The following is a 25,648-nucleotide window of genomic DNA, read 5'->3' on the forward strand; positions in this document are numbered from 1 at the left end:
AATTATTCTCCGAATGTTACTTTAATTTGACTGACATTTTTTGTCAAAACACCACCTGTTGACAGTTTTATTGTCAAAGGTAAAGGATTTTTTAAACTTTCTACCAGTTTATTCTGTTCGTCAATTGTCAACTTTGAAATGGAGGTGTAAAATCTAACTGATTGATCATTCTCTATACTTATCAGACAATACTCTAAATATTTATCGTCAACTTTTAAAATGTTAGCAAAATAAGTTTTTAGCTCCTTCTTCAAGTTTTCTGGATTATTTTCTAAACTTAAATCAGAATTTCTTAATTCCAAAATTAACACAACAGGCATAAGCTCATCTTCACGCGTAACTATTGCCATTATTCTGCCTCCTCTGCTAATAACTGCGCTCTTGTAGCTTCATCCAATAGCGGATAACCAAGGCGTTTTCTTTCTGCCACAAAGGTCTTTGCGACCACGCGCGCTAGATTTCGGATCCGAGCGATGTAGCCTGCCCGCTCCGTTACCGACACCGCACCGCGCGCGTCGAGTAAATTAAAGGTATGCGAACATTTCAAGACATAGTCAAAGGCAGGGTGAACCAAGTGCTCCTCAAGACAGCGTTTTGCCTCTACTTCAAATTTTTCAAAGTTAGCCAGCAGCAAGTCTTGGTCGCTGATTTCAAAGCTGTATTTTGAATGCTCGTATTCTGGTTGGAGGAAGATTTCTCCGTATTTAACCCCGTCAGCCCACTCGATGTCATAGACCGAATCCACCTCTTGGATATAAGAAGCTAGGCGCTCCAAACCGTAGGTCACCTCGGCAGTCACAGGACCTGTCGCAAGCCCCCCAACCTGTTGGAAATAGGTAAATTGGGTGATTTCCATACCGTCAAGCCAGACTTCCCAGCCTAGACCTGCTGAACCAGTCGACGGATTTTCCCAGTTATCTTCTACAAAGCGAATATCGTGCTCCAAAGGATTGATTCCAAGGCGCTCCAAAGATTCCAAGTACAATTCTTGGATATTGCTTGGGCTTGGTTTCATGACCACTTGGAACTGGTGATGTTGGTAGAGACGGTTTGGATTTTCCCCGTACCGACCATCTGCGGGGCGACGGCTTGGCTCCACATAGGCCGCATTCCATGGCTCAGGACCAATAGCCCGCAAGAAAGTGTAGGGACTCATGGTTCCCGCCCCTTTTTCTGTATCGTAGGCCTGCATCAGCATACAGCCCTGCTCATTCCAAAACTGTTGCAAGGTCAGAATAATCTCTTGGAAAGTTAATTTTTTAGACATTCGTTTCTCTCTTTCTATTTTAATCGTGATAAATGTCGAGTGTCTTCATGCCAAACGCACAAAAAATCAAAAACCACGCCAACACTCCTATGTTTCCATAGGGGCGTTGAAACGCGGTTCCACCCTAATTTATTACTTCATTGTGTTCTTAAAAATGCTTGAGAAAGCGCCAATCACTCTTACACCCGCTTGGCTTCCACCGTCCCAAACTCGCTAGAGGTTGTATCAAGAGACCCTCTTTCTTATCTGATAGTATAGCAGAAAATCTTTCGGCTGTCTATCCATACTCTATAAAAATTTCTCGGGAGTGAACAAGACAAGCTCCTGTTGGTATCACTAGAAATTCACTTCATCTGGGTTGTAAGCTCCTGTCACACCTGTAATGGCTGTGATGGCTGCGATATCTTCCTCTGACAGGGCAATATCTTCAAAATCCAAATTTTCCACAATTCGGCTATCTGTTACGGATTTTGGAAGTGGTAGAAATCCTTGAGCCCATGACCAGGCAAGGGCTACCTGAGCCACCGTTTTGCCATATTTTTCAGCGAGAGCTAACATGGTTGGATGGGTGAAGAGTTCTCCACGACCGAGCGGACTCCAGGCTTCAATGACAATGTTTTTCTCACGGCAATACGCAACAATCTCCTCTTGATAAACACCAGGCGCAAGACGGATTTGATTGACCGCAGGGACAATTGTGGCTGTTTTCAACAGTTCATCCATGTGGTGCACCATGAAATTGCTGACCCCGATCGAGCGGATTTTTCCTTCTGCAACCAATTCTTCCATGGCCCGCCAAGCATCTGCATTGGCTGCTTGCCAGCGGTCCCGAATGCCTGCTGGATTTGGCCAATGAATGAGATACAAATCAAGATAGTCCAGCTGCAATTTTTCAAGAGACAGCGCAAAGGCTGCCTTGGCTTCCTCATAGCCATGCGCATCATTCCATAACTTCGTCGTGATATAAAGTTCCTCACGCGCAATACCCGAATCCTTGATTGCTCGTCCGATACTCTCCTCATTGCCATAAAAAGCTGCCGTATCGATATGGCGATAGCCTACTTCTAAGGCCTTACGCACCGCATTGTAGACTTCGTCCCCGTCTTTTGATAAATAGGTTCCAAAGCCAAGCGCTGGAATGGTAAGCCCGTTGTTCATCGTATATGTTTTCATGTCGTCCTCCTATTCTTTTACTACATCTAGTATAGCAAAAAACCAAGCAAGTCGCTTGGTTTTAGATTGAAGAAAAAGTTCTGTTGTGCTACTTTTCTTAGATGGTGTGGAAGTCACTATCTTTAATGACGCTCCTTTTACCACAGCGAAAAGGTGCTGATAAGGCTCGCTCCGCTCACGAAATTCGGAAAATCGACTAGTAAGTTAGCAGAACTTTGAACTTGTTTCAATAAATCTTGGTTTTGCCTTATTTATGACTAATTTTACGGGTGATAAAGTCTCCCACAAATTGAATGACAAAGATAAAGATAAGAATGAGGAAGGTCGCTAAAAATGTGACATCGTCATTTGAACGAAGATAACCGTAAGAAAGGGCTACTTGTCCCAAACCGCCTGCTCCGATTGCGCCCGCCATAGCTGTATAGCCGACAAGGGAAATAAGAGTCAAGGTCGTCACTCGAATCAAGTCCGGTAGACCCTCACGGAAATAGACCATAATCAAATCTCCAAAGGTTGCACCAGATGCTTGTGCCGCTTCAATCACTCCGCCGTCCAATTCAGAAAGAACGACTTGGACTTGACGAGCAAAGAATGGGTAGACAGATAAAGACAAGGGGACAAGAGCCGCATTCATCCCGATAGAAGTCCCTATAATAGCCCTTGTCATCGGTGCAATGGCTGAAAGCAAGATGATAAAAGGAATCCCACGCAAGACAGAGGCCACCTTATCCAAAATCCAAAAGACGACACGATTTTCCGCAATCCCACGAGGACCTGTCAAGACGAGAAATAGTCCTGAAATTAGACCCATGGCACCACCGAAACCAAAGGACACAAAGGTCATATAAAAGGTACTGTAAATCGCTGTTCCCCAGCCTGTCTGACCACCCCATCCCATCTTATAGATATGAGGAAAATTGGCCTGAATCCATGAAAGTAATTCATTCATCCTAATAATCTCCTTTCAAAATCGTCACCTCTACATTGGCCGTTGTGACTGCCGTCAAAGCCTCGCGCAGCTGCTCCTGATGACCTGACAAAATCAAGACCATCTCGCCGACTGGCGTGTGATCTAAAATTTCAATATTTCCATACAGGATGTTCGCAGATACTTGGTAGGTCTTATACAAGTCATTGATAATGGCCGTATCAGTCGCTGAACCTGCGTATTTAAACTGAACCAAGAGGCTATCTTCCGGTAGATGTTTGACAATATCTTGTTGATAGATTTTCACCAAGGCTTCATCGATTCCTGTTGCTGTTTTGATAAAGTCTTGTGTCAGCGGCTCTTTTGGATGGGTGAAAATCTCCAAGACAGAGCCCTCTTCAATCAAACGTCCATCCTGCATAACTGCCACACGGTTACAAATATCCTTGACAATCTGCATTTCATGGGTAATCATGACGATGGTTAAGCCCAATTTTTCATTGAGTTCTTGCAACAAGGCTAAGATTTGCTTGGTTGTTTTAGGGTCGAGGGCAGAGGTAGACTCATCTGAAATCAGAATCTTAGGGTCATTGGCAAGGGCACGCGCAATGGCCACCCGCTGCTTTTGACCACCCGATAACTGGGCGGGATAGTTTTCCGCACGGTCTGCTAGGCCAACCAAGTCCAAGAGTTTCTCAACTTTTGCTTTCTTTTCTTCCTTTGACAAGCCAGAATGTTTCAAGGCAAAGGCCACATTTTCAGCAGCTGTCATCTGGGCCATGAGGTTGAAATGCTGGAAAATCATTCCGATTTCTCGGCGTTTGCTCCGCAATTGAGCAGCATTCAAGGTCACCTTGCTGCCTTCAAAAATGACATCATCATTGATACAAATGCGACCAGCAGTAGGCACCTGTAAGAGGTTAATCACCCGCACCAAGGTCGATTTCCCGGCACCAGAATAGCCCACAATCCCATAAATATCTCCCTGCTCAATATGAATCGTGACATCTTTCACCGCTTCAATCGTGCGTTTTTTCTGGTGGAAGGTCACATCAATATTGTCTAGTGTAATAATCTCCTTACTCATAACTTGCAATTAACTCCTCTACTAATTCGATATGGCTGTAATAGTCGGCAATGCTGACATTTTCATCGCCTGCATGATCACGGCTATTGGCATTTCCCAGCCCAAAACCTGCAATCGGCACACCCAAGGCATGAAAGACCGTGTGCATAGGACCTGTTCCGGGTGAGGTTGGCAAGACTGCCACTCCTTCTGGCGTCAAGCGTTTGGCAAGCTCAATCACATTGAGGATGGACGGAGCTGACATGTCGCTACGATAGCTCATTTCCCCGAGGGTAAAGGTCACTTCTACTTGCTCAAAACCGTGCTTCACCAAGTGCTTGCGAATCTTGGCCAATACATCGTGCGGCTCTAAGCCTGGCACTAGACGAACTTCCATCTTAGCACGAGCCTCAGCAGGGATAATAGTCTTCACACCTTGTCCCAGATAACCTGTTGAAAATCCCTCAATCGTCATGGACGGCTCAAAGTAGAGACGTTTTAAAAAGGCGCTACGCTCTGCCGCCAAGGTCGGCAAGGTCAAGCCGTAGAGTTCTGTTGCCGATTCACTATTTGCCAAGGCAAATGCTTCAACCAAGGCCAGTTCGCGTTCATTAGGCTCTTCTACCTGCTCATAAATTCCCTCGACCAAGATGCGCCCGTCACGGTCTCGCATAGACTGAAGAGCCGCCATTAGGTACCAGCTAGCCGAATCAATGACACCACCATAAGAGGAATGAATATCCCTCTCTGCACTCTTGACTGCGACATCAAAGGTCACAATCCCTTTATTACCACCTGAAATTTCCAACTGTCCTAAGACATTGCGAGCCCCCTGCTCCCAGACCAGCAAATCAGCGCCAGCCAAATGCGACTGGTATTTCGCCAAATACTTGTCCAAATCAACCGATGCTGACTCCTCTGCCCCTTCCATGATAAAGATGATATTGACAGGTAAATGATCGTGTGTAGCTAGGTACTTTTGAACAGCAGACAAGCGCGCCGTGATATGCCCCTTGTCATCGTCCACTCCTCGACCGTACATGTAGCCATCGCGCACGCTAAGTTCAAAAGGCTGGTCTGTCCAAATCTGATCGCTATCAGCGGGCACCGTGTCATAGTGATTATAGAAAATCAAGGTCTTGGCATTGGCTACAGGACTGGCAAACTTGGCCATGACAAAGGGAGCAGCATAACTGTTATCCAAAGTCACCTCGGCCCCTGCTTCTTCAAAGATTTCTTGCAAATAGGTCGCCACATCCAGCAATCCTACCTGCTGAGCGAAAATGGATTTCTTCGAAATCAATACTTTCAACTTTTCAAAATAGGTCTGGGTAATCGCATCCTCTTCAAATTTTTTGATTTGTTCTGCTTGTTTTGCCATCGTCTCTCCTTATTGAGGCTTAGTGCCTCTCTGTTCTCTAAGCACCATTATACCACACTCTACATGGCGTCTGCACTACCTAAGAAATATCAAATATCGCATGTTTGACTGTTTCTATCTGTATATATCATGAATATAAAATGCCATGGGGAAGACCACCACAGCATTTTATAGGTTTTACCAAACTGGTTCGTCCATACCGTCAGAAGACTCTTCAACGACTTTTTTCACTTCGTCTGTATGGAATGCTTTTACTAATTCTTTAATCGCATCTGCTTTTGGTGATTTTTCCCAATCGCTTTTAGCTGCAATCAAGTTGTACCATTGGTGTGAATTTTCATCTTTTTGCTCTTTGTAAAGGGCATTCTTGTAGTCAAGACCTGCTTCAAGTACAAAGGTATTGTTGACAACGGCTGCTGCAACAGATGGCAACGAGCTCGCTGTTTGACTAGCATCCAATTCTGTTACTTTCAACTTTTTAGGGTTTTCCTTGATGTTGACAACTGTTGCCAATTCTGTACCAGACACATCCAATTTAATCAAGCCTGCTGATTGAAGTAGGTAAAGGGCACGGCTTTCGTTTGTTGGGTCGTTTGGTACCGCAATTTCCGCACCATCTGGGATTTCATCGACAGATTTGTATTTGTTTTTCCCGTTTTCTGTACCAGAGTAGAGGCGAATTGGAGCGATGTAGGTATCAGCAACTGCTACCAAGTCTTCTCCATTTTCCTTGTTCCAATTTTCCAAGAAATTGTAGTGCTGGAAGGCATTGATGTCCACTTCACCTTCCGCAACCGCCTTATTTGGTTGTGAGTAGTCTGTGAATTGAGTGAACTCTAATTTCACCTTATCACCAAGAAGCTCTTGAACTTTATCCCAACGTGCTTCTTCTGATTCGCTCAAACTCATCACACCGACACGAAGAACATTGTCTTCTTTTGCCTCTTTTGAAGCACCTGATCCACATGCTGCCAAGGCTGCAACGGAAGCAAAAGCCACGGTTGCTAAACCAACGATTTTTTTCAATTTCATAATATCTTACTCCTTCATAATGAACTATACATAGCTTATCACAGGAGTAAGATTTTGACCAATATAGAAATTTTATGTGCCACTTAAAAATCTTCTATGTCTCTTTTGTAAAAGTTATAGTTTTTGGCTATAGCCCTTAACGAAAGAACTGGCTGATCCAATAGAAGAAACCATAACCCCAGACAAAGAGATAAAAACTCGCTATCCAGAGCAGATAAGAAATCGGTTGAGCCAAGATTAAGCAGGCGCTGAAAAATAGGTATTTTTTACGTTTGAGATAGAGCGAGCAAAGAAATGCAAGGATACCGATGATAGGAACCAGCCAAACGATGGTAACAGCATACCAATCTGCTGTAGCAAAAAATGGTTCTCGTATCATTTTTGGAACAAATAGCATCAAATAGGGCGCTATCCAGATGAAAAATCCGAACAAGATGAGATGTAACGCATGTTTTTTACTGAATTGAGAAAATACCTGTAACATAGAAAGCCTCCTTTAGACGAAGAACAGAAGAAAAAGATGAATGCCGATTGAAATCGGAAAAGCCAGTAAGAGCATTAAGCTCGGTAGCATCCACTTCTTTTCTTTAAAGTAGAGAGAAAATGGAAAGCTAAGCGCCCCCAACATCGGAAGAAGAAAGATTGTCACAACATAGCCCCAGCCTAGATGGTCTTGGGTTTTAATGGTCAGCTCATCTGGAAGTAGGAAAGGACTGAACCAGAGCAGAAAGCCCACCAAAATGAGCAGGGGATAATATTTTTTTATATAAGGTAGACTACGGACAAACATCATGGAACCTCCTTTGGTGTTCTCTAAGAGCAGGCAAGCAACCTTCCTCACTTATAGTTTACTCCTGTCCAAACAAAAAAGCCACTCAATAGGGGCTCCAAAATGTGACAGCGGATACAAAAAAAGAAAGTGATACTCGTCGACACTCAACATCTGATGTCCAAGTCTCAACTGTCCTCACTCTTTTACACTCATCAACTCCTTACAGCTGATGGACTAGATAGTCAAACAACTGCTGATTGCTTTGACAATCTTTACATAAAAACTCTGGATGCCACTGCACTCCCAAAATCGGCATACTGCCTCGCCCTTCAACCGCTTCAATCGTTCCATCACGCGGATCACGGGCCGTTACCACTAAGTCAGGTGCCAAGCGCTTGATTCCTTGCCTGTGGAAAGAGTTAATCTGGCTCCCTTGACCAAATAATTGACTGACCCGACTATTGGGTCTAACCTGCAAACCATGAGAAGTTCCTTCCAACTCCTCCTGCCAATGGTCTCTCACCTCTTGCTCCAAGCTACCACCCAAGGCGACATTTAAGAGCTGCATACCTCGGCAAACGGCAAAGATGGGTTTCTTCTGCTTCAAGGCCTCTGCTATCAATGCCAGCTCAAATTCATCTCGCGCTAGCGAATACTCATCGCTGTCCACCATCTGCTTCTCTCCGTAAAAATGAGGACTAACATGCTGACCACCCGAGAGAATCAATTTGTCAATCATGTCAACATAATCCTTGGCCAAATCAGGCGTCCCAATCGGAATCACAACCGGCAAACCGCCTGCCGCTTTGATACCTTCTGCCAAATCACGCGCCACCGCTACATAGGTCAAGCCAGACATGGGTGGCATTTCCTTTTCATTTCCTGTAATCCCAACAATCACTTTCTTCATGGTGCCACCTCTCTCTTTTATAGTCAAATGAATGAACTTTCAGACAAGGAACGGAAGACGCAGACAGTACTGGATACTCTTCGAAAATCCAAAGCAGACGTTGTTGACTTGATTTGATGAACTTCAGTTCTATCTGCATCGGCGTCGCCTAGTCTGCTTTTGATTTTCATTGACTATGAGTATGGCAAGTCGAAAGTGACGATGTATCAAAGTTCATTCAAAAGACTATGATATAAGAGCGTTGAAAAATCGACAGAAAATTAGGGAGACTGCCGAAGAAAGCGGATTTCTAGGGAGGCTCGTCTATTTTCCGAGATTTTAGCTCGCATTCAAATCACATGATATAAGAGCGTTGAAAAATCGATAGAAAATTAGGGAGGCAGCCGAAGAAACCGTATTTCTAGGGTGTCTCATCTATTTTCCGAGATTTTAGCTCGCATTCAAATCACATGATATAAGAGCGTTAAGAAATCGACAGAAAATTAGGGAAGCAGCCGAAGAAATCGTATTTCTAGGGAGGCTCATCTATTTTCCGAGATTTTAGCTCGCATTCAAAAGACTATACTATGCTTTCTATGATAGCACGCCCGTACACCCCTGTCTAATATAGATGTTTTATCAAGACTTTAAAAATTTTTATCAGGAATCATTCAGAAAAACTATACCTTTTCTCCCTATAAACTGTATATTTTTATCGTTTTACCTATAGTTTAAAACTATATGATTCCCTATTTATTTTCAATTATACAAATACCCTATTTTCTGTTAGGATAGTGTCAAGAATAAGTTTTGGAGGCGTTTCTATGACAACAAGCATTATCGGTTTCCCGCGTTTGGGAGAATTTCGTGAATTAAAATTTACAACAGAAAAATACTTTAGAGGGGAAATCGGCGAAGCCGAATTGCTGGAAACAGCCAAGGACCTCCGTAGCAAGCATTGGAATTTGGTCAAAGAAGCGGGAATTTCAGAAATTCCAAGCAACGACTTCTCGCACTACGACAATGTCTTAGACACCGCATTCTTGCTCAATGTAGTGCCAAAAGCGGTTCAGGATTTGGCCTTGACAGACTTGGAACGCTACTTTGCCCTAGCGCGTGGCTATCAGGGTGAAAAAGGGGATGTCCGAGCCCTTCCGATGAAAAAATGGTTCAATACCAACTACCACTATATCGTCCCGAAATTTGAAAAAGAAACGGACGTGAGACTGGCTAGCCACAAGATTTTTGATGAATTTGCCGAAGCAAAAGCGCAGGGCTTGCTCACTCGTCCAGTTCTTATCGGGCCTTTCACCTTCTTACAGTTGGCAGACTACGAAGAAGGGCTAGACGCTACTGACTTTGTAGAGGGGATTGTTGCCACCTATCAAGAAGTTTTTGCAAGATTAGCTGAACTAGGCGCTGAAACGATTCAGCTAGATGAGCCGAGCTTGGTCAAGGATTTAGCAGCTGAAGAAAAAGCCCTTTTCCTAGACATCTACAACAGGCTCTTGGCAGATAAAAAAGGCTTGTCAGTCCTTGTGCAAACCTACTTTGGCGATGTGCGAGATGTCTATGCGGATTTGATTGCCTTGCCGATTGATGCTCTGGGACTTGACTTTGTCGAAGGGAAAAAGACTTTAGAACTGGTCTCAACAGGCTTCCCTTCTGACAAGGTTCTCTATGCAGGTATTGTCAATGGCAAAAATATCTGGCGCAATGACTATGCAAAGAGCCTTGCTATTTTAGAGCAAATCCCTGCTGAAAATCTCGTCTTGAGCACCTCTTGCTCACTCCTACATGTACCCTTTACAACAGCGAATGAAGAATTTGAAGAGACTATCGTACAGCATTTTGCCTTTGCAGTCGAAAAATTAGCTGAACTCCGCAACTTAGATACGATTGTAGCTGGTGGTGGACAGGAGATTTTGGAGACGAATAAAGCCTTGTTCGCCGCAGAGCGAGTTGGTGAAAATGCAGACCTTAGCGCTCGCATTGCAGGCTTGACAGATGCTGACTACACTCGCTTACCAGCCTTTGCGGAGCGTGAAGTCTTGCAGGCAGAGCGGCTCCACTTGCCAGAGCTCCCAACGACCACCATCGGTTCCTTCCCGCAAACGGCAGAAGTCAGAGCAACTCGCTTGGCCTTCCGCAAAGGAGACTTGTCCGCCCAAGAATACGACGACTTTTTGGCGAAACACATTGACGAATGGATCAAGTGGCAGGAGGAAGTTGGCTTTGATGTCCTCGTCCACGGTGAATTTGAACGCAATGACATGGTGGAATACTTCGGGCAAAACCTGTCTGGCTACCTCTTTAGTAAGAACGGCTGGGTCCAGTCCTACGGTATGCGTGGTGTGAAGCCACCAATCATCTGGGGCGATGTCACTCGCTTGCAGCCAATTACCGTCAAATGGTCCAGCTATGCTCAAAGTAGGACTACGAAGCCTGTCAAGGGCATGCTGACAGGACCTGTGACCATTCTCAACTGGTCCTTCCCGCGTGAAGATATTTCGATTAAGGAGTCGACCTTGCAGATTGCTCTGGCAATTAAGGAAGAGGTACTTGATTTAGAAGCGGCGGGCATTAAGATTATCCAAATTGACGAGGCTGCACTCCGTGAGAAATTGCCGCTACGCAGAAGCGACTGGTACGAAGACTACCTCGATTGGGCTATTCCTGCCTTCCGCTTGGTACATTCAACGGTCGCACCTGACACACAAATCCACACCCACATGTGCTACAGCGAATTTACCGATATTATCCCTGCCATTGACAATATGGATGCGGATGTTATCTCCTTTGAAGCGAGCCGCTCCAACCTCGTGATTCTGGACGAATTAAAAGCACAAAACTTCCAAACGCAGGTCGGCCCTGGGGTTTATGATATTCACTCACCGCGCGTGCCTGCCGAAGGCGAAATTGACCACACGATTGAGGCGATTCTTGCCAAAGTTCCGAGCCGTAAGGTGTGGATCAATCCAGACTGCGGTCTCAAAACCCGTGGTATCAAAGAAACCCGCAAAAGTCTGGTTCGCCTCGTAGAGGCTGCTCGGGCTGCACGTCAAACGATTACTGATTAGACAGGAGAGAACCCCGTTTTCTCCTCTACTCACCTAGAAAGGACAAAACAATGGTTCATACTCCTAGTCTTTCATTTGAGGTATTTCCACCAAATCCTACCGCAGGCAATGAAAAAATCCTATCGGCCCTCCGCGACATGCAGGACTTAGCGCCGCACTTTATCAGCGTGACCGCAAGCAATAACAAGTTCAATATCGAAGAAACCACGGTTCGTTTGGCTGATTATATCCATAACGACTTGGCCATTCCCTCCATTGCCCACCTTCCTGCCATTTATCTGAATAAGGAGCAGGTTTTCAACATCTTGACTGCGCTCGATCAGATTGGAGTTCACAAGATTTTGGCTCTGCGTGGGGATATCCTTCCTGATGTTGCGCCGCAGACAGATTTTCGCTATGCGACGGATTTGATTTCTTTTATCAAGGACGAGGCGCCACACTTTGACATTATCGGCGCCTGCTATCCTGAAAAGCACCCTGATTCACCAAATCAGGTGTCAGATATTAAGCATCTCAAGAAAAAAGTAGACGCAGGTTGCTCAAGTCTTGTCACCCAGCTCTTTTTCGATAACGATGTCTTTTACGATTTTCAGGAAAAATGCCAGTTGGCAGACATTGAGGTTCCGATTTTAGCAGGCATTATGCCCATTATCAATCGCAATCAGGCGCTGCGCTTGCTCAATACCTGTGAAAATATCCGCTTGCCACGGAAATTCCGAGCGATTTTGGACAAGTACGAACACGACCCCGAATCCTTGCGAGCAGCAGGTCTAGCCTATGCCATTGACCAGATTGTCGATTTGGTCACACAGGATGTAGCGGGAATCCACTTATATACGATGAACAATCCGCAGGTCGCCAAACATATCCATCAGGCTACTTACTCTCTCTTCAAACATTCCGCTGTATAGCCATCTCCTTTCTTTTCAAGCATTCCGCTGTATCGTAGAACGTTCCTATTCCCACTCCCCTTTCTATTTTCTTGATAGAGAGGGTATTTTGCGTTACAATAGAGTTATGATTACAAAAGAATTTGACACTATTGCAGCCATTTCTACCCCTTTAGGTGAGGGGGCCATCGGCATTGTCCGCTTGTCGGGAAGCGAGGCGCTAGCCATTGCAAACCGCATTTTTAAAGGAAAAAACCTAGACGAAGTTGCTAGCCATACCATTCACTATGGGCATATCCTAGATCCGGTAGCAGATATCGTGGTCGATGAGGTCATGGTCTCTGTCATGAAAGCGCCCAAGACCTTCACGCGGGAAAATATCGTTGAAATCAATACTCACGGCGGGATTGCGGTGACCAATGAAATTCTCCAACTGGTCATCCGTCAGGGAGCGCGTTTAGCAGAGCCAGGGGAATTTACCAAGCGGGCCTTTTTAAATGGCCGCGTGGACCTCACTCAAGCTGAAGCGGTCATGGATATTATCCGTGCTAAGACAGACAAGGCTATGCACCAAGCCGTTCGACAGCTAGACGGATCGCTTTCTACCCTCATCAACAATACCAGACAGGAAATTCTCAACACCCTTGCCCAAGTCGAGGTGAATATCGACTATCCTGAATATGATGATGTGGAGGAGGCAACGACTGAACTGGTTCGTGAGAAAACCATGGAATTTCAGCAATTGTTGGAACGCCTGCTCAAAACAGCTCGCCGTGGAAAAATCCTTCGGGAGGGAATTGCAACGGCTATTATCGGTCGTCCAAATGTCGGCAAATCAAGTTTGCTGAACAATCTGCTACGTGAGGATAAGGCCATTGTCACCGATATTGAGGGTACGACGCGTGACATCATCGAAGAATATGTCAACATCAACGGTGTTCCGCTCAAATTGATTGATACAGCGGGAATCCGTGAAACCGATGATGTAGTGGAGAAGATTGGGGTTGAACGCTCTAAAAAAGCGCTGGAAGAGGCTGATTTGGTTCTTTTGGTCTTAAATGCGAGCGAACCATTGACCGAACAGGACCGCCAACTGTTGAGCATCAGCCAAGACAGCAATCGGATTATCCTGCTCAATAAGACGGATCTGCCAATTCAGATTGAGCAAGACCAGCTCACCCCTGATACCATTGCCATTTCTGTGCTTCACAATCAAAATATCGACCAGATTGAAGAGCGAATCAATCAGCTCTTCCTTGAAAATGCAGGGCTCGTGGAGCAAGATGCGACCTATCTCTCCAATGCTCGTCACATCTCTCTCATTGAACAAGCCGTAGAGGCGCTACAGGCGGTAAACAACGGACTTGAAATGGGCATGCCTGTCGACTTGCTCCAAGTAGATTTGACCCGCTGCTGGCAGATCCTCGGAGAGATTACTGGAGATGCTGCGCCCGATGAATTGATTACCCAGCTCTTCAGCCAATTCTGCCTCGGAAAATAGGAGGATACCATGTCTGTCAAGCTCATTGCCCACGCCTTAATTCAAGATAAGCAGGCCTATCTTGTCATCAAACGCTCTGTTACCAAACGAGGACAAGCCAATGTTTACCCAAACTACTGGGACATTCCCGGTGGCGGTGTGGAGCAGGGTGAACTGCCACGAGCTGCTGCTCTTCGGGAGACACTTGAAGAAGCCAATCAAGCCATCACGATTACTGGTATTCTCCACGAAGATAGCCAGTTTGATTGCCAAAAACAGACTGTTTTTACACGATTGGTCTACGCCGCTCACCTAAAGGAAGAACGCCCCGTCCTGCTTGATCCAGAAGAACACGCTGATTTCCGCTGGATTGAATCTTTGGAGGAATTAGAAGGGGAACAGATTGTCCCCTATTTATACAGCCTGATTCCAACTATTTCTGGAAACAGTCAATAATTGTTGCCATAAGCAAACTACCCCTCGGGAAATTCCCGAGGGGTAGTTGTTTTGATGAGCACTTTTTATCTGGATGGCCTAGCCTACATTCGTCGAAGAACTTGTTTCTGTTGAACCGGCTTTAGCATGTGTGCCGTCTGGATAAACAAACTGGCTTGCTGGTTCATCATAGTTGAGCAAATCAGAAATCAAATTCTTGTAATTCTGTTCTGAAATCACCCAATGACCTTCGCTATCTTTTTCCAAATCGAAGGTAATTTCATAGGTTCCCTCTGTCAAGGGTGTTTCATTCAAGCGACTTGGGATATCACTATAACTAACTAGTAGATTGCTAAAGTTCGCATAGTAGAGGAAATAAGAAACCAAAGTATGAAGTTTCTTGAATTCACTATCTGCAGCATTGGCCTGATTCAAGGCTCCAAAGACATCAAGATTCCCATCTGCTAAAGCTAAATAGATATTATTAACTGCATTTGCTGACGCAGTATTATTGATTTGGCGAGACATAAAAGTGACGGTTGCCTTATCATCCGCTACATCAATATCTTTAATATCATACTCTTTAATATCTTTTAGATTATCCCGTCTTGTCTTTAAGAAGCGCTCCAATACATCAGATGGCGTTAATTTATCAAAATCTTTAGCATACTGGTAGGTATACTTGCTCTCAGGGGTCCAATCATTGTCCTTAATAGCCCCTTCAATCTGCTCTGGAAAAATGTTCTTTTCGGTCCAACGATCATAGGACTCGCCATACAAGCGAGAGAACCCTTTATCACTTGATGTCAACACACTATCTAGTAAGGTTTCTACATCTTTACGAATAATATCCTCCTCTGTTTGAGCAGCTTCACTACTACCTTCTGTTTTCACCACATCTTTTGTCCCATTGCCACACGAAGCTAATAATACGGTAGTTGCTAAAAGCGCGAAAAAACCGATGACTATTTTCTTATTCATTATAGTACCTCCTGTATTCATACTTTGTTATATCATTATATCAAAATTTCACTTCAGTGCAAACTATATGAAGGATTCTACCTTTCCTTATCATTCTTTCATCATTTGATAAAAAACTCCTTGAACAGCTAGCTGTTTCAAGGAGACTTGATTTTCTCTTAAAATCCTTCGACGTTGGTGTAGATTTTTTGGACATCTTCGTCATCTTCAAGGACATCGTACAATTTTTCAAAGGTTGCTAAATCATCGCCTTCCAAGACCACTTCTGACTGAGGAATCATTTCTAATTCGGTCACTTGGAATTCGCTTGTTCCTGCTTCACGCAAGGCTACAAGGGCTTTGTGCAAGTCTGTTGGGGCAGTGTAGACAGTAATTGTTCCTTCTTCTGCTTCCACATCTTCTACATCGACATCTGCTTCCAGCAATTGCTCAAAGATGCTATCTGCATCGTCACCCGCAAAGACAATCACCCCTTTGTTATCGAACAAGTAAGAAACAGAACCGCTAGCTCCCATGTTTCCACCATTTTTACCGAAAGCCGCACGCACGTTCGCTGCCGTACGGTTGACGTTAGAAGTAAGGGTGTCAACGATGAGCATCGAACCATTTGGTCCAAATCCTTCATAACGACCTTCTACGAATGTCTCGTCTGTGTTTCCTTTTGCCTTGTCAATGGCCTTGTCAATGATGTGTTTTGGTACTTGCGCTTGCTTGGCACGATCAATAACGAATTTTAAGGCTGTATTGGTCTCTGGATCTGGATCGCCTTTTTTAGCTGCGGCATAGATTTCGACACCGAATTTAGCATAAACTTTTGAGTTTGCTCCGTCCTTAGCTGTTTTTTTGGCTACAATATTGGCCCATTTACGTCCCATAAGGAACCTCCTACATTTTTTTCAATCGTTTTATTATACCACAAGATTGCCTATTTGAGAAGATTTTTACTATCTTTTAAGTATACAGTTGACTTATACAGTCATACGATATATAATACAACTATACAGTTGAACGATATAAAAAGAAAGAAGAAAAAATGAAACGAAATAAACACCTGCCTCTGACCGAGACGACCTACTATATCCTCCTTGCTCTGCTAGAAACCAATCATGGCTACGCTATTATGCAAGAGGTAGAAGTAATGAGCGAAGGAGAGGTTCGAATCGCTGCTGGTACCATGTATGGAGCCATTGACAATCTCCTCAAGTTGGGCTGGATTGTCGCCGTCCCAAGTACAGATAGTCGAAGGAAAATGTACCATATCACCCCGACAGGCAAGGCCATTTTGGCACTCGAAACTGAGCGCATGCGAAAGCTAAGTACGCTTGCTAGCCGTTTTGATTTTTAAGGAGGTTTCCTATGAAAAAGCATAAACTCTTTGTAACCATTTCCGCAGAAGAACAATGGATTAACCAGATTCAAGCCCAAGGTTATCGCCTAATCAAAGTATCTCCCTACACCGGAGGCTATACCTTTGAAAAAGTTGAGCAAGAAACGGATATCCCCGTCGTACGGCTGGACTACCGGCAATTTGCTTCCAAACAGGATTATTTCGAGTATCTTTCTCTCTTTGCAGAGTGTGGCTGGACTCTGATTCCTGGTAGTCGCCGTGGGGGCTATCAGTATTTTACGCATACTGGCAATGACGGTGACACCGATATTTTTTCAGATGACGAATCCCGCCAGGCCCTCCATAAACGAGTGAGTAAGAATGCCTTTCTCCTCTTTACCATTTCCATGACAAACTTTCTCTCTCTACACCTGCTTAACTCCCATCATCAACAAAGCATTTGGAACCTGAAGGAACTCTATCGGCCTGGTTTATGGGAAAGATCAGGTGCTGACTTTTGGATACCTTTTCTGATTGAAACACCTATTGTCCTCTTTCTACGAAGCCTTTTTCCTGCTTTTATTATCTTAGGTGCCGCCCTCTTCTACCTTTACATGGCCTATAAAAATCGACCTCAAAAAAAGTATTAAAGAAGCTGGATGATTCCAACTTCTTTAATACATACTCTTGATAATTTCAACCCGAGTGACCAAGTCTCCATGCATGTTATCCACACGGAGCGCTACATTTTTCAAGTAAACACAAGCGCCAATGGCAATCGTTTTTTCTTCCTCATTGAGTTTACGAACAACAAAATCACGCAGAGTTTCTCCTTTTTCACCGGGAATTTTCACTCGTGCAATGATGTTAGCTACTTTTACTTTTTGACTCGCCCGCATGACGATATTATCTGAATCATCGAACTGAATGAAGAGATATTTCCGTACTGCAAAAAGAATCGCTACAGAAACCATCCCAATTAAATAGTCTGTACTTGAAGCATGCTCAACAATCAACTGACGGGCAATGGCAACGAGTAGCACCTCAATGACGGTACGAGGCGACTGTTTGCACAACATCTTGATAAACTCGACCCCAACCGCTAGTGTAATGGTTCGATTTAAAAATTCTTTCAGGAAAGTATCCCCATGAATCCCATTGGGAATAGCCGACACCAAATCTCCCAGTAACAAGAGTGATAAAATCAGGAGCGCAACTGCCAAAATCGCTGATAGCATCAGCTCCAAATAATAAACAATTTCTGTCACAACATTTTGTAAAAACTTCCTCATAACCCCTCTTTTATATGCATTTTTAAATATATTTTGTGATTGTTTTAACAACTGTTTCCCTTTATCAATAAGGGTTTTCCAAAATCATTTGCATGTATTTTATCCTAACATGATTTCCAAAAAAATACAAAAAATTAGACCGAAAAGTTTGTGAAAACTCCCTTAGGATTGAAGAAAAAGTTCTTTTCTGATCCTTTTCTGAGGTGGTACGGACGGTAGCGACTTCCTGCGGAATTCCATACCTAAATGTTGAGCCTAGGGTCTCAACATTTCCGAGTAGCGTCATTACGGGGAGTGACGCTACTTTTACCACAGCGAAAAGGATCTGATGAGGCTCGCTCCGCTCGCGAAAATCGGTAAATCGAATGTTCAGTTAGCAGGGCTTTTGAACTTGTTTAAATAGATTTTGGACTTGTCTACGTTCTGAAGAAGGTGGGATAAACCATGATGAGCGCGTCGCGCTCACCCACAAACATATGAAAACTCGCATAAAGCCCTCACTAGGAGTATCTAGGGGAGGATTTTTTTGCACTTTTTTAGTTTTCGTATAAAAAAGATTTTGATTTTGAAATTCTTTATCATCCATTCTTCAAATTGATAAATTAGATACAAAAAGCGAACAAGATAGAATTCTGAGTGTCAGAAAACTAGTTTTGTTCGCTTTCTATATTTAGGGTTGGACTTTTGACCCTGCCTCTGCTGTTTTTAATATCATCATCTATTGCCCGATGAGGTTTAATGGAGAAAAGAGGGGTGTCTTACAATTCTACCTGTGCAAGAAGGGTATCTTTCGTTACAGTTCCTAGGTTTTGTAAGTGAACCGCCTTGATTTCAGCTGTATTGGTGAAGGCAACGACAATCGTTGTTTCACGGTCCGCTGACTTGATGGCTTCAAGATCTGCAACAAGGAGCAGGTCTCCTGCTTCAACACGTTGTCCATCGGATACTTTGATGGAGAATGGTGCACCGTTTAGGGCAACGGTATCCAAGCCGACGTGTACCAAGACTTCCAAACCACTATCTGTCAAGAGACCGACTGCGTGCTTGGTTGGGAAGACGCTGGTGACTAAACCAGAGACAGGGGCGTAGACATTGCCATTTGCAGGCTCGACTGCATAGCCATCTCCCATCATTTTTTGAGCAAATACAGGATCACTCACTTCGGTAATCGCCATGGCTTGACCATCTGCGACCGAATGAACGTCTGCTGTGATGCCTTTGAAATGGTCTTCGACAACTGCTTCTTCTGTTACTGTCACACTTGTTTTAGGAATCTCAAGTCCAGAATCAAGCAAGTCTTGGATATCTGATTTCAAGACATCGGCCTTTGGTCCGTAAACAGCTTGTACACCAGAGCCTTTGATAATCAAGCCCATCGCACCTGCCTGTTTCCAAGCCGCCTCTTCACCGACCTTTTCAATATTGTTAACTGTTACACGCAAGCGGGTCATACATGCATCCACATCGGCGATATTTTCACGACCACCGAGGAGATTGATAATTTGGACAATCTGGGAATTTCCATCCGCAACACCCGCATCTCCAGAAATCGGAGTGTCATCTGCTGTTTCAGTATCATAGTTTCCATTGCGACCTGCGGTTGCAAGGTTCAGTTTCTTAATCATAAAGTCTGCGATGAAGTACATCAAGACTGCAAAGAGGGCGGATACCCAGATAAAGTTGACCACATCAAGTCCGATACCTGCTTTCAAGGCCATTGGTGTACGGGTCAAGAACTCGATATTTCCGAATGAATGCACACGCAAGTGAACGATATCTGCCATGGCAAAGGCTGCCCCTTGAATGACCGCATAGAGGGCATACAGTGGCATTGCAGCAAACATGAACATGTATTCAATCGGCTCTGTTACACCTGTCAAGAAGACCGCAAGGGCAGATGAGACAAACATCCCTTTGTATTTTTTCTTCTTATCAGGATCCACATTGCGGTACATGGCAAGGGTTAATCCCATGAGAATACCAGTTGAGCCAATCATTTGTCCCACCTTGAAACGAGCTGGAGTGACGGTTGCAAGAAGGTCATTGTACTGGCTGGTATCTCCTGCACCTTTGAGGTTAATCAAGTCTGTAATCCATGCCAACCAGAGTGGGTCTTGTCCAAATACTTGCTGACCAGCTTGGGCACCTGTCATGATTTCGTAGGTGCCACCAAGAGAGGTATAGTTCATCGGAATGGTCAACATGTGGTGCAACCCAAATGGCAATAAGAGACGCTCCAAGGTACCATAGATAAATGGTGCCAGAATTGGCGCTGTATCTTGTGAGTTGGCAATCCATTTCCCAAAGCTGTTGATTCCTGTCTGAACCACAGGCCAGAAAATCGCAAGCACAAGAGCCACCAAGACAGAGCGATAAATAACGACGAACGGTACAAAGCGTTTTCCGTTAAAGAAGGTCAAAGCGTCTGGCAATTTGCGGTAGTTGTAGTATTTGTTGAAGGCGGTTGCTCCGACAAAACCAGCAATAATCCCGACAAAGACACCCATGTTAAGGGCTGGTTGACCAAGGACGTTGACAAAGTAGTTGGCAACAGGAATTTGTGTTCCAAAAACGGTGCTGACATGCGCCTCTGCGTCTGACAGCATGGCTACAGTGACTCCGAAGAAATTCCCTGTAATCAAGTTAATCAGGATAAAGGCAAGCCCTGCTGAGAAGGCTCCTCCGGCACGTTCTTTGGCCCAGCTACCACCGATTGCAAGGGCAAACAAGAGGTGAAGGTTGCCGATGATTCCCCAACCGATTTGAGCAATGATATTGCCGATACGTGCCAAGAGTTCGGAGTCTGCACTCAACAATGGCAAGGAATTTCCGATACTTACCATCAGACCTGCAGCAGGCATAACGGCAATCACGACCATCAAACATTTTCCGAATTTTTGCCAAAATTCAAAACTGAGAAATTTTTTCATTTCTAATTCTCCTAACATTTTACATGTACTTCTAGACCAAAATGGTCAGAAACAACAGCTTCATTTTCCCCATTAAAAATAATTCGGCTGGATAGCACTTCGCGTTCTTGGTTCAAAAAGATATAGTCAATTCTCTTTTCCGCCCCATGACCGCTCCAGCCATCGATGGCTTTTGATACCGTAATTCCCGCATCTTTTTCTTGAGCGAGCTCATAGGTATCCAATAGACCTGTTGCTTTGATGGCCTCATAATCTGCTGGAGCAGAAATCGCATCTGTGTTGAAATCTCCCATCAAGATTTTCAAATGTGAATGCGTTGAGCGCTCCACAATCGCCCGCAGATTGTCAATCGGATCCTCCTCTTGACAATCTGGAAGATTCATGTGGCAGGAATAACAGTCCACCAACTGACCTTGATAGGCAACAGTAATGCCCACAATTTTCCGTGAGAAAATCGACTGCACCGTCTGATGCTCCGTACAGTAAAACGGGTCGACATCGTAGACAGGTAACTTGGTGAGGAAGGCAATTCCCTCATCGTACTTGTCATAGCCAATATGCGAATTACTCCAAAACAAGGAATACTTCTCCATGCTCAATTGGTTGATTTTTTCCACCAAGAGCAAGCCATAATTATCTTCTTTTAAGTCTTTGGTCACTGGACGTGCCGTCATCAGCTGATTGACCTCCTGAAGAGCCACCACATCATACTGCTTTTCGGCAATAGTCCGAGCCAAAAGATCTATTTTTTCCACCTGATTGTCCTCCAACCAGGCATGAACATTGAGCGTTAGTAATTTCATAGAAACTGCTCTGATACCCCCTCTCTTCTATCGTTTTATGTAAGAACAAAGCAACGAGGCGCAGATAGAACCGACCTTCATCAAGATAAGGTAACGACCTCTGATGTTGATTTTCAACGAGAATTAGTGACTATGCCAAATATCTTCATTGTATTGCTCAATCGTACGGTCTGATGAGAAGAAACCAGCTTTTGCGATGTTGTGGATGACTTTCTTGTTCCAAGCATCTTGATCTTCGTAGTCTGCTAAGACCTGTTCTTTGACAGCGATATACTCCTTCAAGTCAATCAAGGTCATAAACCAGTCTTTGTTCAAAAGTTCTTGGTACAAACGTTCCAAGCGTTCGCTATTACCAAGACGCACCAAGTCTTCGCTGACGATAAAGTCAACCGCACGCTTGATGTCCTCATCATTTGCATAGTATTCACGTGACACATAACCAGCTGTCGCATACAAGTCGATAATGGTATCTGAATCCTTACCGAATGTGTAGATATTCTCGCTACCTGCAAGCTCTGCAATCTCGACATTGGCACCGTCCATGGTTCCCAATGTCAAAGCACCGTTCAACATGAATTTCATATTTCCCGTACCAGATGCTTCTTTGGAAGCAAGAGAAATTTGCTCGGAAATATCTGTTGCAGGAATCAATTTTTCAGCGACAGTCACATTGTAATTTTCCACCAAATGCACATTGAGGTATGGGCTGACTTCTGGATCGTTGTTGATCAACTCGGACAAGCACAAGATGAGATGGATAATGTCTTGGGCGATGATATACGCTGGCGCAGCTTTTCCACCAAAGATGACCGTAATCTTGCGTTTTGGCAGGTTGCCATTTTTGATTTCCAAGTATTTGTGAATCACGTACAAGGCATTCATCTGCTGGCGCTTGTACTCGTGGAATCGCTTGATTTGCGTATCGATAATCGAATGTTCATCCAAGTCAATCCCCTTGTTATCCTTGAGGTAACGTTTGAGGGCCAGTTTGTTTTGGAACTTAATCTCGGCTAGTTTAGCATGAACTGCCTTGTCATCTGCGTAGGCCAGTAATTTTTCAAGCTCTGTCGCATTTTCCAGATAGCCATCCCCGATCAATTCCTTGATGTAGTCTGCCAAGTCTTGGTTGGCAAATTCCAACCAGCGACGGAAGGTGATTCCGTTTGTCTTATTGTTGAATTTCTCTGGGTAGAGGTCATAGAAGACTTTCAACTCAGAATTTTTCAAGATTTCCGTATGGAGAGCCGCAACCCCATTGACCGAATTAGAGAAGTGAATATCCATGTGGGCCATGTGAACACGGCCAGTTTCGTCAATGATTTGAACCGCAGGGTCTTGATAGCTAGCGCGCACCATGGCATCCAATTCCTTGATAATCGTAACCAAATGCGGCACGACTTCCTCTAGGAAAGCAAGTGGCCATTTTTCCAAGGCTTCTGCTAAGATGGTATGGTTGGTGTAGCCTGTCATATTGCGGACAATCTCAACAGCTTCTGCAAAGTCCAATCCATGTTTTTCAGTCAAAAGACGAATCAACTCTGGAATCACCATGGATGGGTGTGTATCGTTGATTTGCACATAGGCGTATTCTGCCAAATCATGGAGGTTGCTTCCACGCTCCAGTGCTTCATCAATCAAGAGTTGCGCAGCATTTGACACCATGAAATACTGTTGGGAGATACGGAGCAATTCCCCATTTTTATCTGAATCATCTGGGTAAAGGAAGAGGGTCAAGTTTTCCTGAATAGCTGTCTTATCAAAGGCAATTCCCTCTTGAATCAAGTCATAGTTGACACGCTCAATGTCAAACAAGTTGAGGTAGTTTTTCGTGTCTTTCTTGTAGCCCAAGATATCCAAACGGTCCAACTTAGAGGTAAGAGTAAAGTCTTTGAATGGCACTTCATAGCTGATGTCCGTTGGAATCAACCAAGACTGATCTTCAATCCAGAAGTTGGCCTCCGCTTCTTGCTCGTTCTTGTCAAATACTTGCTTGAAAAGACCACAGTGGTAGTTGAGACCAACCCCTTCACCGTTGATTCCGAGCGTTGACATCGAATCCACAAAACAAGAAGCCAAACGGCCAAGTCCACCATTTCCAAGTGATGGTTCTGGCTCCACATCTTCGACTTGGCTGAGAGATTTTCCTGCTGCGGCCAGTTCTGTTTGAATGTCTTTGTAGATTCCTAGGTTAATCAAGTTGTTGGACAAGAGTTTTCCAATCAGGAACTCTGCTGAAATGTAGTACACCTTGCGTTTTCCCGTATTTTTTGGTTTAGGTGCTGCCGCTTCTTTGACGTAGCTTAATAGTTGGAAATAGATTTCCTCATTGGTCAATTCGGCTAGTGTTTTTGCGGTATTTGCTTCTGCAAATCTTGTAAAATTAGTCATGTTGTTCATTTCCTCGCTGATATAATTTGGTAATTTTCACTAAGAAGTCTTTCTTGTCTTGAGTTAAATCTTCGGCTTTCATGCGCCATTGCCAGTTGCCACCGATGGTAGACGGCATGTTCATGCGCGATGAAGCAGGCAAGTCCAAAATATCCTGCATCGTAGCAATGACGGTGTCACTGACTGTTGCAAACAAGACACGGAGCATGGCCTGAGTGACTGGCTCAATTGGCTTGCGGTTGCTGTAATCATCGACATATTCTTGTTGTTCTGCTGTCAAGCTATTGTACCAACCATTGATAACGTCATTGTCATGCGTTCCAGTATAGGAGACAGAGTTTGGAATACAGCGGTGCGGGCTGTCAATGCTCTTACCGTCTACATCTTCCAAACCGAACTGCAAGATTTTCATTCCCGGATAGCCACAGTCATTCAAGAGTTTTCTTGCTTTTGCATCAATATTTCCTAAATCTTCTGCGATGATAGGCAAATCTCCCAAGGCTTCTTTGACCACCTTAAAGAGGTTGTAGCCTGGTCCTGGCTCCCAAGTCCCGACTTTAGCTACTGTCGCATCTCCTGCCACCTGCCAGAAATCAGAAAAACCTTTGAAATGGTCGATTCGCAACACATCATAGAGTTTGAAACTCTCATGAATGCGGTAAATCCACCAACTAAAGCCTGTCTTTTCATGTTCAGCCCAATCGTAGAGCGGATTGCCCCACAACTGACCATCTGCACTAAAGTTATCCGCAGGAACCCCCGCCACATAAAGAGGCTTTCTCTCGCTGTCTAGCTTGAAGAGATGAGGCTTGGTCCACACTTCTACGCTATCGGCAGAAACATAGATGGGCATATCGCCAATAATCTTGATATGCTTGCGGTTGGCATAGGCTTTCAATTCCTTCCATTGGCTGAAGAAGAAATACTGGGTCACCTTGAAGTAGTCAATTTGCTCTGCCAAGTCCTGACGGTAGGCCTCAAGCGTTTCTTCATTGCGGGCAATGACTTTCTTGTCCTCCCATTCCTGAAGCGCCTTATTGCCAAAATGTTCTTTAATCGCCATAAATTCTGCATAGTCGTTCAACCATGAAGAATTAGCTTTTTCAAATTCTCTAAATGCTGCAATATGCTTATCTTGGGCCAAAAAACCTTTCACAGCCATCTCCAAAATTGGACGGCGTGTTTTAAATAATTGAGCATAGTCAATCACTTCTGGATCAGTCCCGAAGTTGACCTTCTCATAGTCTTTGACTTGCAAACAACCCGCTTCGACCAGCAAATCAAGGTCAATCAGATTGGTATTTCCTGCGATGGCAGAAAAGGATTGGTAGGGAGAATCCCCATAGCTAGTCGTTGTCAACGGAAGAATTTGCCAGTAGGTTTGTTTGGTTTCCACCAAGAAATCCACAAAATCATAGGCTTCTTTCCCGAATGTTCCAATACCAAACTTTCCCGGTAGGGAGGTAATGTGCATCAAAACACCACTTGTACGATTTGTCATATTCGAATTCCTTTCTTTCCCTTACATGTTCAT

Annotated in this window: 23 protein-coding genes; 6 read left to right on the plus strand and 17 right to left on the minus strand. The window is 44.3% G+C overall.

Going from position 1 to position 25,648, the window contains the following annotated elements; all coding sequences use genetic code 11:
* Positions 1 to 2: 2 nt before the first annotated feature.
* From BU202_RS04545 to BU202_RS04590, 10 genes are all read right to left on the minus strand, one after another.
* Positions 3 to 350 (minus strand): hypothetical protein, encoded by a 348-nt coding sequence (locus BU202_RS04545; RefSeq protein WP_075104618.1) that lies wholly within the window; start codon positions 348 to 350, stop codon positions 3 to 5.
* Positions 350 to 1,267, minus strand: coding sequence for a glycine--tRNA ligase subunit alpha (gene glyQ / locus BU202_RS04550; RefSeq protein WP_075104619.1), 918 nt, complete (start codon positions 1,265 to 1,267; stop codon positions 350 to 352). The genes BU202_RS04545 and glyQ overlap by 1 nt, the downstream gene beginning before the upstream one ends.
* Positions 1,268 to 1,603: 336 nt before the next feature.
* The gene (locus BU202_RS04555) at positions 1,604 to 2,440 is read right to left on the minus strand and encodes an aldo/keto reductase (RefSeq protein WP_075104620.1); all 837 of its coding nucleotides are present in this window, start codon (positions 2,438 to 2,440) and stop codon (positions 1,604 to 1,606) included.
* 247 nt (positions 2,441 to 2,687) lie between these two features.
* Entirely contained in the window at positions 2,688 to 3,389 is a 702-nt protein-coding gene (locus BU202_RS04560) for a methionine ABC transporter permease (protein ID WP_075104621.1), read from the minus strand.
* A 1-nt stretch (position 3,390) separates the two neighbouring features.
* The gene (locus BU202_RS04565; RefSeq protein WP_075104622.1) at positions 3,391 to 4,455 is read right to left on the minus strand and encodes a methionine ABC transporter ATP-binding protein; all 1,065 of its coding nucleotides are present in this window, start codon (positions 4,453 to 4,455) and stop codon (positions 3,391 to 3,393) included.
* The gene (locus BU202_RS04570; protein WP_075104623.1) at positions 4,448 to 5,815 is read right to left on the minus strand and encodes a M20/M25/M40 family metallo-hydrolase; all 1,368 of its coding nucleotides are present in this window, start codon (positions 5,813 to 5,815) and stop codon (positions 4,448 to 4,450) included. The genes BU202_RS04565 and BU202_RS04570 overlap by 8 nt, the downstream gene beginning before the upstream one ends.
* A gap of 177 nt (positions 5,816 to 5,992) precedes the next feature.
* Positions 5,993 to 6,847 carry a MetQ/NlpA family ABC transporter substrate-binding protein gene (locus BU202_RS04575; protein WP_075104624.1) on the minus strand — a complete coding sequence of 285 codons (855 nt, stop codon included), beginning with the start codon at positions 6,845 to 6,847 and terminating at the stop codon, positions 5,993 to 5,995.
* Positions 6,848 to 6,983: 136 nt separating this feature from the next.
* Positions 6,984 to 7,331, minus strand: coding sequence for a hypothetical protein (locus BU202_RS04580; protein WP_075104625.1), 348 nt, complete (start codon positions 7,329 to 7,331; stop codon positions 6,984 to 6,986).
* Between the two features lie 12 nt (positions 7,332 to 7,343).
* The gene (locus tag BU202_RS04585; RefSeq protein WP_142354764.1) at positions 7,344 to 7,640 is read right to left on the minus strand and encodes a hypothetical protein; all 297 of its coding nucleotides are present in this window, start codon (positions 7,638 to 7,640) and stop codon (positions 7,344 to 7,346) included.
* Between the two features lie 199 nt (positions 7,641 to 7,839).
* Entirely contained in the window at positions 7,840 to 8,529 is a 690-nt protein-coding gene (locus tag BU202_RS04590; protein WP_075104627.1) for a gamma-glutamyl-gamma-aminobutyrate hydrolase family protein, read from the minus strand.
* A gap of 803 nt (positions 8,530 to 9,332) precedes the next feature.
* On the opposite strand from BU202_RS04590, the gene metE reads away from it, so the two are divergent.
* The 4 genes from metE to BU202_RS04610 all read left to right on the plus strand — a co-directional run bounded on the left by metE (position 9,333) and on the right by BU202_RS04610 (position 14,414).
* Positions 9,333 to 11,588: a 5-methyltetrahydropteroyltriglutamate--homocysteine S-methyltransferase gene (gene metE / locus BU202_RS04595; RefSeq protein ID WP_075104628.1), complete on the plus strand. Its 2,256-nt coding sequence runs from the start codon at positions 9,333 to 9,335 to the stop codon at positions 11,586 to 11,588.
* A 50-nt stretch (positions 11,589 to 11,638) separates the two neighbouring features.
* The gene (gene metF / locus BU202_RS04600; protein ID WP_075104629.1) at positions 11,639 to 12,499 is read left to right on the plus strand and encodes a methylenetetrahydrofolate reductase [NAD(P)H]; all 861 of its coding nucleotides are present in this window, start codon (positions 11,639 to 11,641) and stop codon (positions 12,497 to 12,499) included.
* Between the two features lie 106 nt (positions 12,500 to 12,605).
* On the plus strand, positions 12,606 to 13,979 hold the full coding sequence (mnmE, locus tag BU202_RS04605; protein WP_075104630.1) for a tRNA uridine-5-carboxymethylaminomethyl(34) synthesis GTPase MnmE: 1,374 nt from the start codon (positions 12,606 to 12,608) through the stop codon (positions 13,977 to 13,979).
* A 9-nt stretch (positions 13,980 to 13,988) separates the two neighbouring features.
* Positions 13,989 to 14,414 carry an NUDIX hydrolase gene (locus BU202_RS04610; RefSeq protein ID WP_075104631.1) on the plus strand — a complete coding sequence of 142 codons (426 nt, stop codon included), beginning with the start codon at positions 13,989 to 13,991 and terminating at the stop codon, positions 14,412 to 14,414.
* Positions 14,415 to 14,492: 78 nt separating this feature from the next.
* Here BU202_RS04610 and BU202_RS04615 read toward each other — a convergent pair whose 3' ends face one another.
* The gene (locus tag BU202_RS04615) at positions 14,493 to 15,374 is read right to left on the minus strand and encodes a hypothetical protein (RefSeq protein WP_075104632.1); all 882 of its coding nucleotides are present in this window, start codon (positions 15,372 to 15,374) and stop codon (positions 14,493 to 14,495) included.
* Positions 15,375 to 15,532: 158 nt separating this feature from the next.
* Positions 15,533 to 16,249, minus strand: coding sequence for a YebC/PmpR family DNA-binding transcriptional regulator (locus BU202_RS04620; protein WP_075104633.1), 717 nt, complete (start codon positions 16,247 to 16,249; stop codon positions 15,533 to 15,535).
* A 158-nt stretch (positions 16,250 to 16,407) separates the two neighbouring features.
* On the opposite strand from BU202_RS04620, the gene BU202_RS04625 reads away from it, so the two are divergent.
* Together BU202_RS04625 and BU202_RS04630 are read left to right on the plus strand one after the other, a co-directional pair.
* Entirely contained in the window at positions 16,408 to 16,719 is a 312-nt protein-coding gene (locus tag BU202_RS04625; protein ID WP_075104634.1) for a PadR family transcriptional regulator, read from the plus strand.
* An 11-nt stretch (positions 16,720 to 16,730) separates the two neighbouring features.
* Positions 16,731 to 17,351, plus strand: a complete 621-nt coding sequence (locus tag BU202_RS04630; RefSeq protein ID WP_075104635.1) for a DUF2812 domain-containing protein — start codon at positions 16,731 to 16,733, stop codon at positions 17,349 to 17,351.
* A 24-nt stretch (positions 17,352 to 17,375) separates the two neighbouring features.
* Here BU202_RS04630 and BU202_RS04635 read toward each other — a convergent pair whose 3' ends face one another.
* The 5 genes from BU202_RS04635 to malQ form a co-directional block, all read right to left on the minus strand.
* Positions 17,376 to 17,993 (minus strand): hypothetical protein, encoded by a 618-nt coding sequence (locus tag BU202_RS04635; RefSeq protein WP_075104636.1) that lies wholly within the window; start codon positions 17,991 to 17,993, stop codon positions 17,376 to 17,378.
* Between the two features lie 758 nt (positions 17,994 to 18,751).
* Complete coding sequence (locus BU202_RS04640; protein WP_075104637.1) at positions 18,752 to 20,923, minus strand: PTS transporter subunit IIBC; 2,172 nt, start codon at positions 20,921 to 20,923, stop codon at positions 18,752 to 18,754.
* Positions 20,924 to 20,934: 11 nt separating this feature from the next.
* Complete coding sequence (locus tag BU202_RS04645; protein WP_075104638.1) at positions 20,935 to 21,726, minus strand: endonuclease/exonuclease/phosphatase family protein; 792 nt, start codon at positions 21,724 to 21,726, stop codon at positions 20,935 to 20,937.
* 123 nt (positions 21,727 to 21,849) lie between these two features.
* Positions 21,850 to 24,114, minus strand: a complete 2,265-nt coding sequence (gene glgP, locus BU202_RS04650) for a glycogen/starch/alpha-glucan family phosphorylase (protein WP_075104639.1) — start codon at positions 24,112 to 24,114, stop codon at positions 21,850 to 21,852.
* Complete coding sequence (gene malQ / locus BU202_RS04655) at positions 24,107 to 25,615, minus strand: 4-alpha-glucanotransferase (protein WP_075104640.1); 1,509 nt, start codon at positions 25,613 to 25,615, stop codon at positions 24,107 to 24,109. The genes glgP and malQ overlap by 8 nt, the downstream gene beginning before the upstream one ends.
* Positions 25,616 to 25,648 lie beyond the last annotated feature (33 nt).

Origin of the sequence: Streptococcus cuniculi (genome assembly GCF_001921845.1) — a bacterium.
Classification (GTDB): domain Bacteria; phylum Bacillota; class Bacilli; order Lactobacillales; family Streptococcaceae; genus Streptococcus; species Streptococcus cuniculi.

What these genes read in the sequence shown, in the direction of transcription:
- BU202_RS04610 (WP_075104631.1), top strand. Translation starts at nt 13,989, where the DNA reads ATGTCTGTCAAGCTCATTGCCCACGCCTTAATTCAAGATAAGCAGGCC.
- glyQ (WP_075104619.1), bottom strand. Translation starts at nt 1,267, where the DNA reads ATGTCTAAAAAATTAACTTTCCAAGAGATTATTCTGACCTTGCAACAG.
- BU202_RS04560 (WP_075104621.1), bottom strand. Translation starts at nt 3,389, where the DNA reads ATGAATGAATTACTTTCATGGATTCAGGCCAATTTTCCTCATATCTAT.
- BU202_RS04590 (WP_075104627.1), bottom strand. Translation starts at nt 8,529, where the DNA reads ATGAAGAAAGTGATTGTTGGGATTACAGGAAATGAAAAGGAAATGCCA.
- BU202_RS04640 (WP_075104637.1), bottom strand. Translation starts at nt 20,923, where the DNA reads ATGAAAAAATTTCTCAGTTTTGAATTTTGGCAAAAATTCGGAAAATGT.
- BU202_RS04570 (WP_075104623.1), bottom strand. Translation starts at nt 5,815, where the DNA reads ATGGCAAAACAAGCAGAACAAATCAAAAAATTTGAAGAGGATGCGATT.
- BU202_RS04635 (WP_075104636.1), bottom strand. Translation starts at nt 17,993, where the DNA reads ATGAGGAAGTTTTTACAAAATGTTGTGACAGAAATTGTTTATTATTTG.
- BU202_RS04615 (WP_075104632.1), bottom strand. Translation starts at nt 15,374, where the DNA reads ATGAATAAGAAAATAGTCATCGGTTTTTTCGCGCTTTTAGCAACTACC.
- metE (WP_075104628.1), top strand. Translation starts at nt 9,333, where the DNA reads ATGACAACAAGCATTATCGGTTTCCCGCGTTTGGGAGAATTTCGTGAA.
- BU202_RS04630 (WP_075104635.1), top strand. Translation starts at nt 16,731, where the DNA reads ATGAAAAAGCATAAACTCTTTGTAACCATTTCCGCAGAAGAACAATGG.
- BU202_RS04620 (WP_075104633.1), bottom strand. Translation starts at nt 16,249, where the DNA reads ATGGGACGTAAATGGGCCAATATTGTAGCCAAAAAAACAGCTAAGGAC.
- BU202_RS04625 (WP_075104634.1), top strand. Translation starts at nt 16,408, where the DNA reads ATGAAACGAAATAAACACCTGCCTCTGACCGAGACGACCTACTATATC.
- BU202_RS04580 (WP_075104625.1), bottom strand. Translation starts at nt 7,331, where the DNA reads ATGTTACAGGTATTTTCTCAATTCAGTAAAAAACATGCGTTACATCTC.
- BU202_RS04565 (WP_075104622.1), bottom strand. Translation starts at nt 4,455, where the DNA reads ATGAGTAAGGAGATTATTACACTAGACAATATTGATGTGACCTTCCAC.
- malQ (WP_075104640.1), bottom strand. Translation starts at nt 25,615, where the DNA reads ATGACAAATCGTACAAGTGGTGTTTTGATGCACATTACCTCCCTACCG.
- mnmE (WP_075104630.1), top strand. Translation starts at nt 12,606, where the DNA reads ATGATTACAAAAGAATTTGACACTATTGCAGCCATTTCTACCCCTTTA.
- BU202_RS04545 (WP_075104618.1), bottom strand. Translation starts at nt 350, where the DNA reads ATGGCAATAGTTACGCGTGAAGATGAGCTTATGCCTGTTGTGTTAATT.
- BU202_RS04585 (WP_142354764.1), bottom strand. Translation starts at nt 7,640, where the DNA reads ATGATGTTTGTCCGTAGTCTACCTTATATAAAAAAATATTATCCCCTG.
- metF (WP_075104629.1), top strand. Translation starts at nt 11,639, where the DNA reads ATGGTTCATACTCCTAGTCTTTCATTTGAGGTATTTCCACCAAATCCT.
- BU202_RS04645 (WP_075104638.1), bottom strand. Translation starts at nt 21,726, where the DNA reads ATGAAATTACTAACGCTCAATGTTCATGCCTGGTTGGAGGACAATCAG.
- BU202_RS04555 (WP_075104620.1), bottom strand. Translation starts at nt 2,440, where the DNA reads ATGAAAACATATACGATGAACAACGGGCTTACCATTCCAGCGCTTGGC.
- glgP (WP_075104639.1), bottom strand. Translation starts at nt 24,114, where the DNA reads ATGACTAATTTTACAAGATTTGCAGAAGCAAATACCGCAAAAACACTA.
- BU202_RS04575 (WP_075104624.1), bottom strand. Translation starts at nt 6,847, where the DNA reads ATGAAATTGAAAAAAATCGTTGGTTTAGCAACCGTGGCTTTTGCTTCC.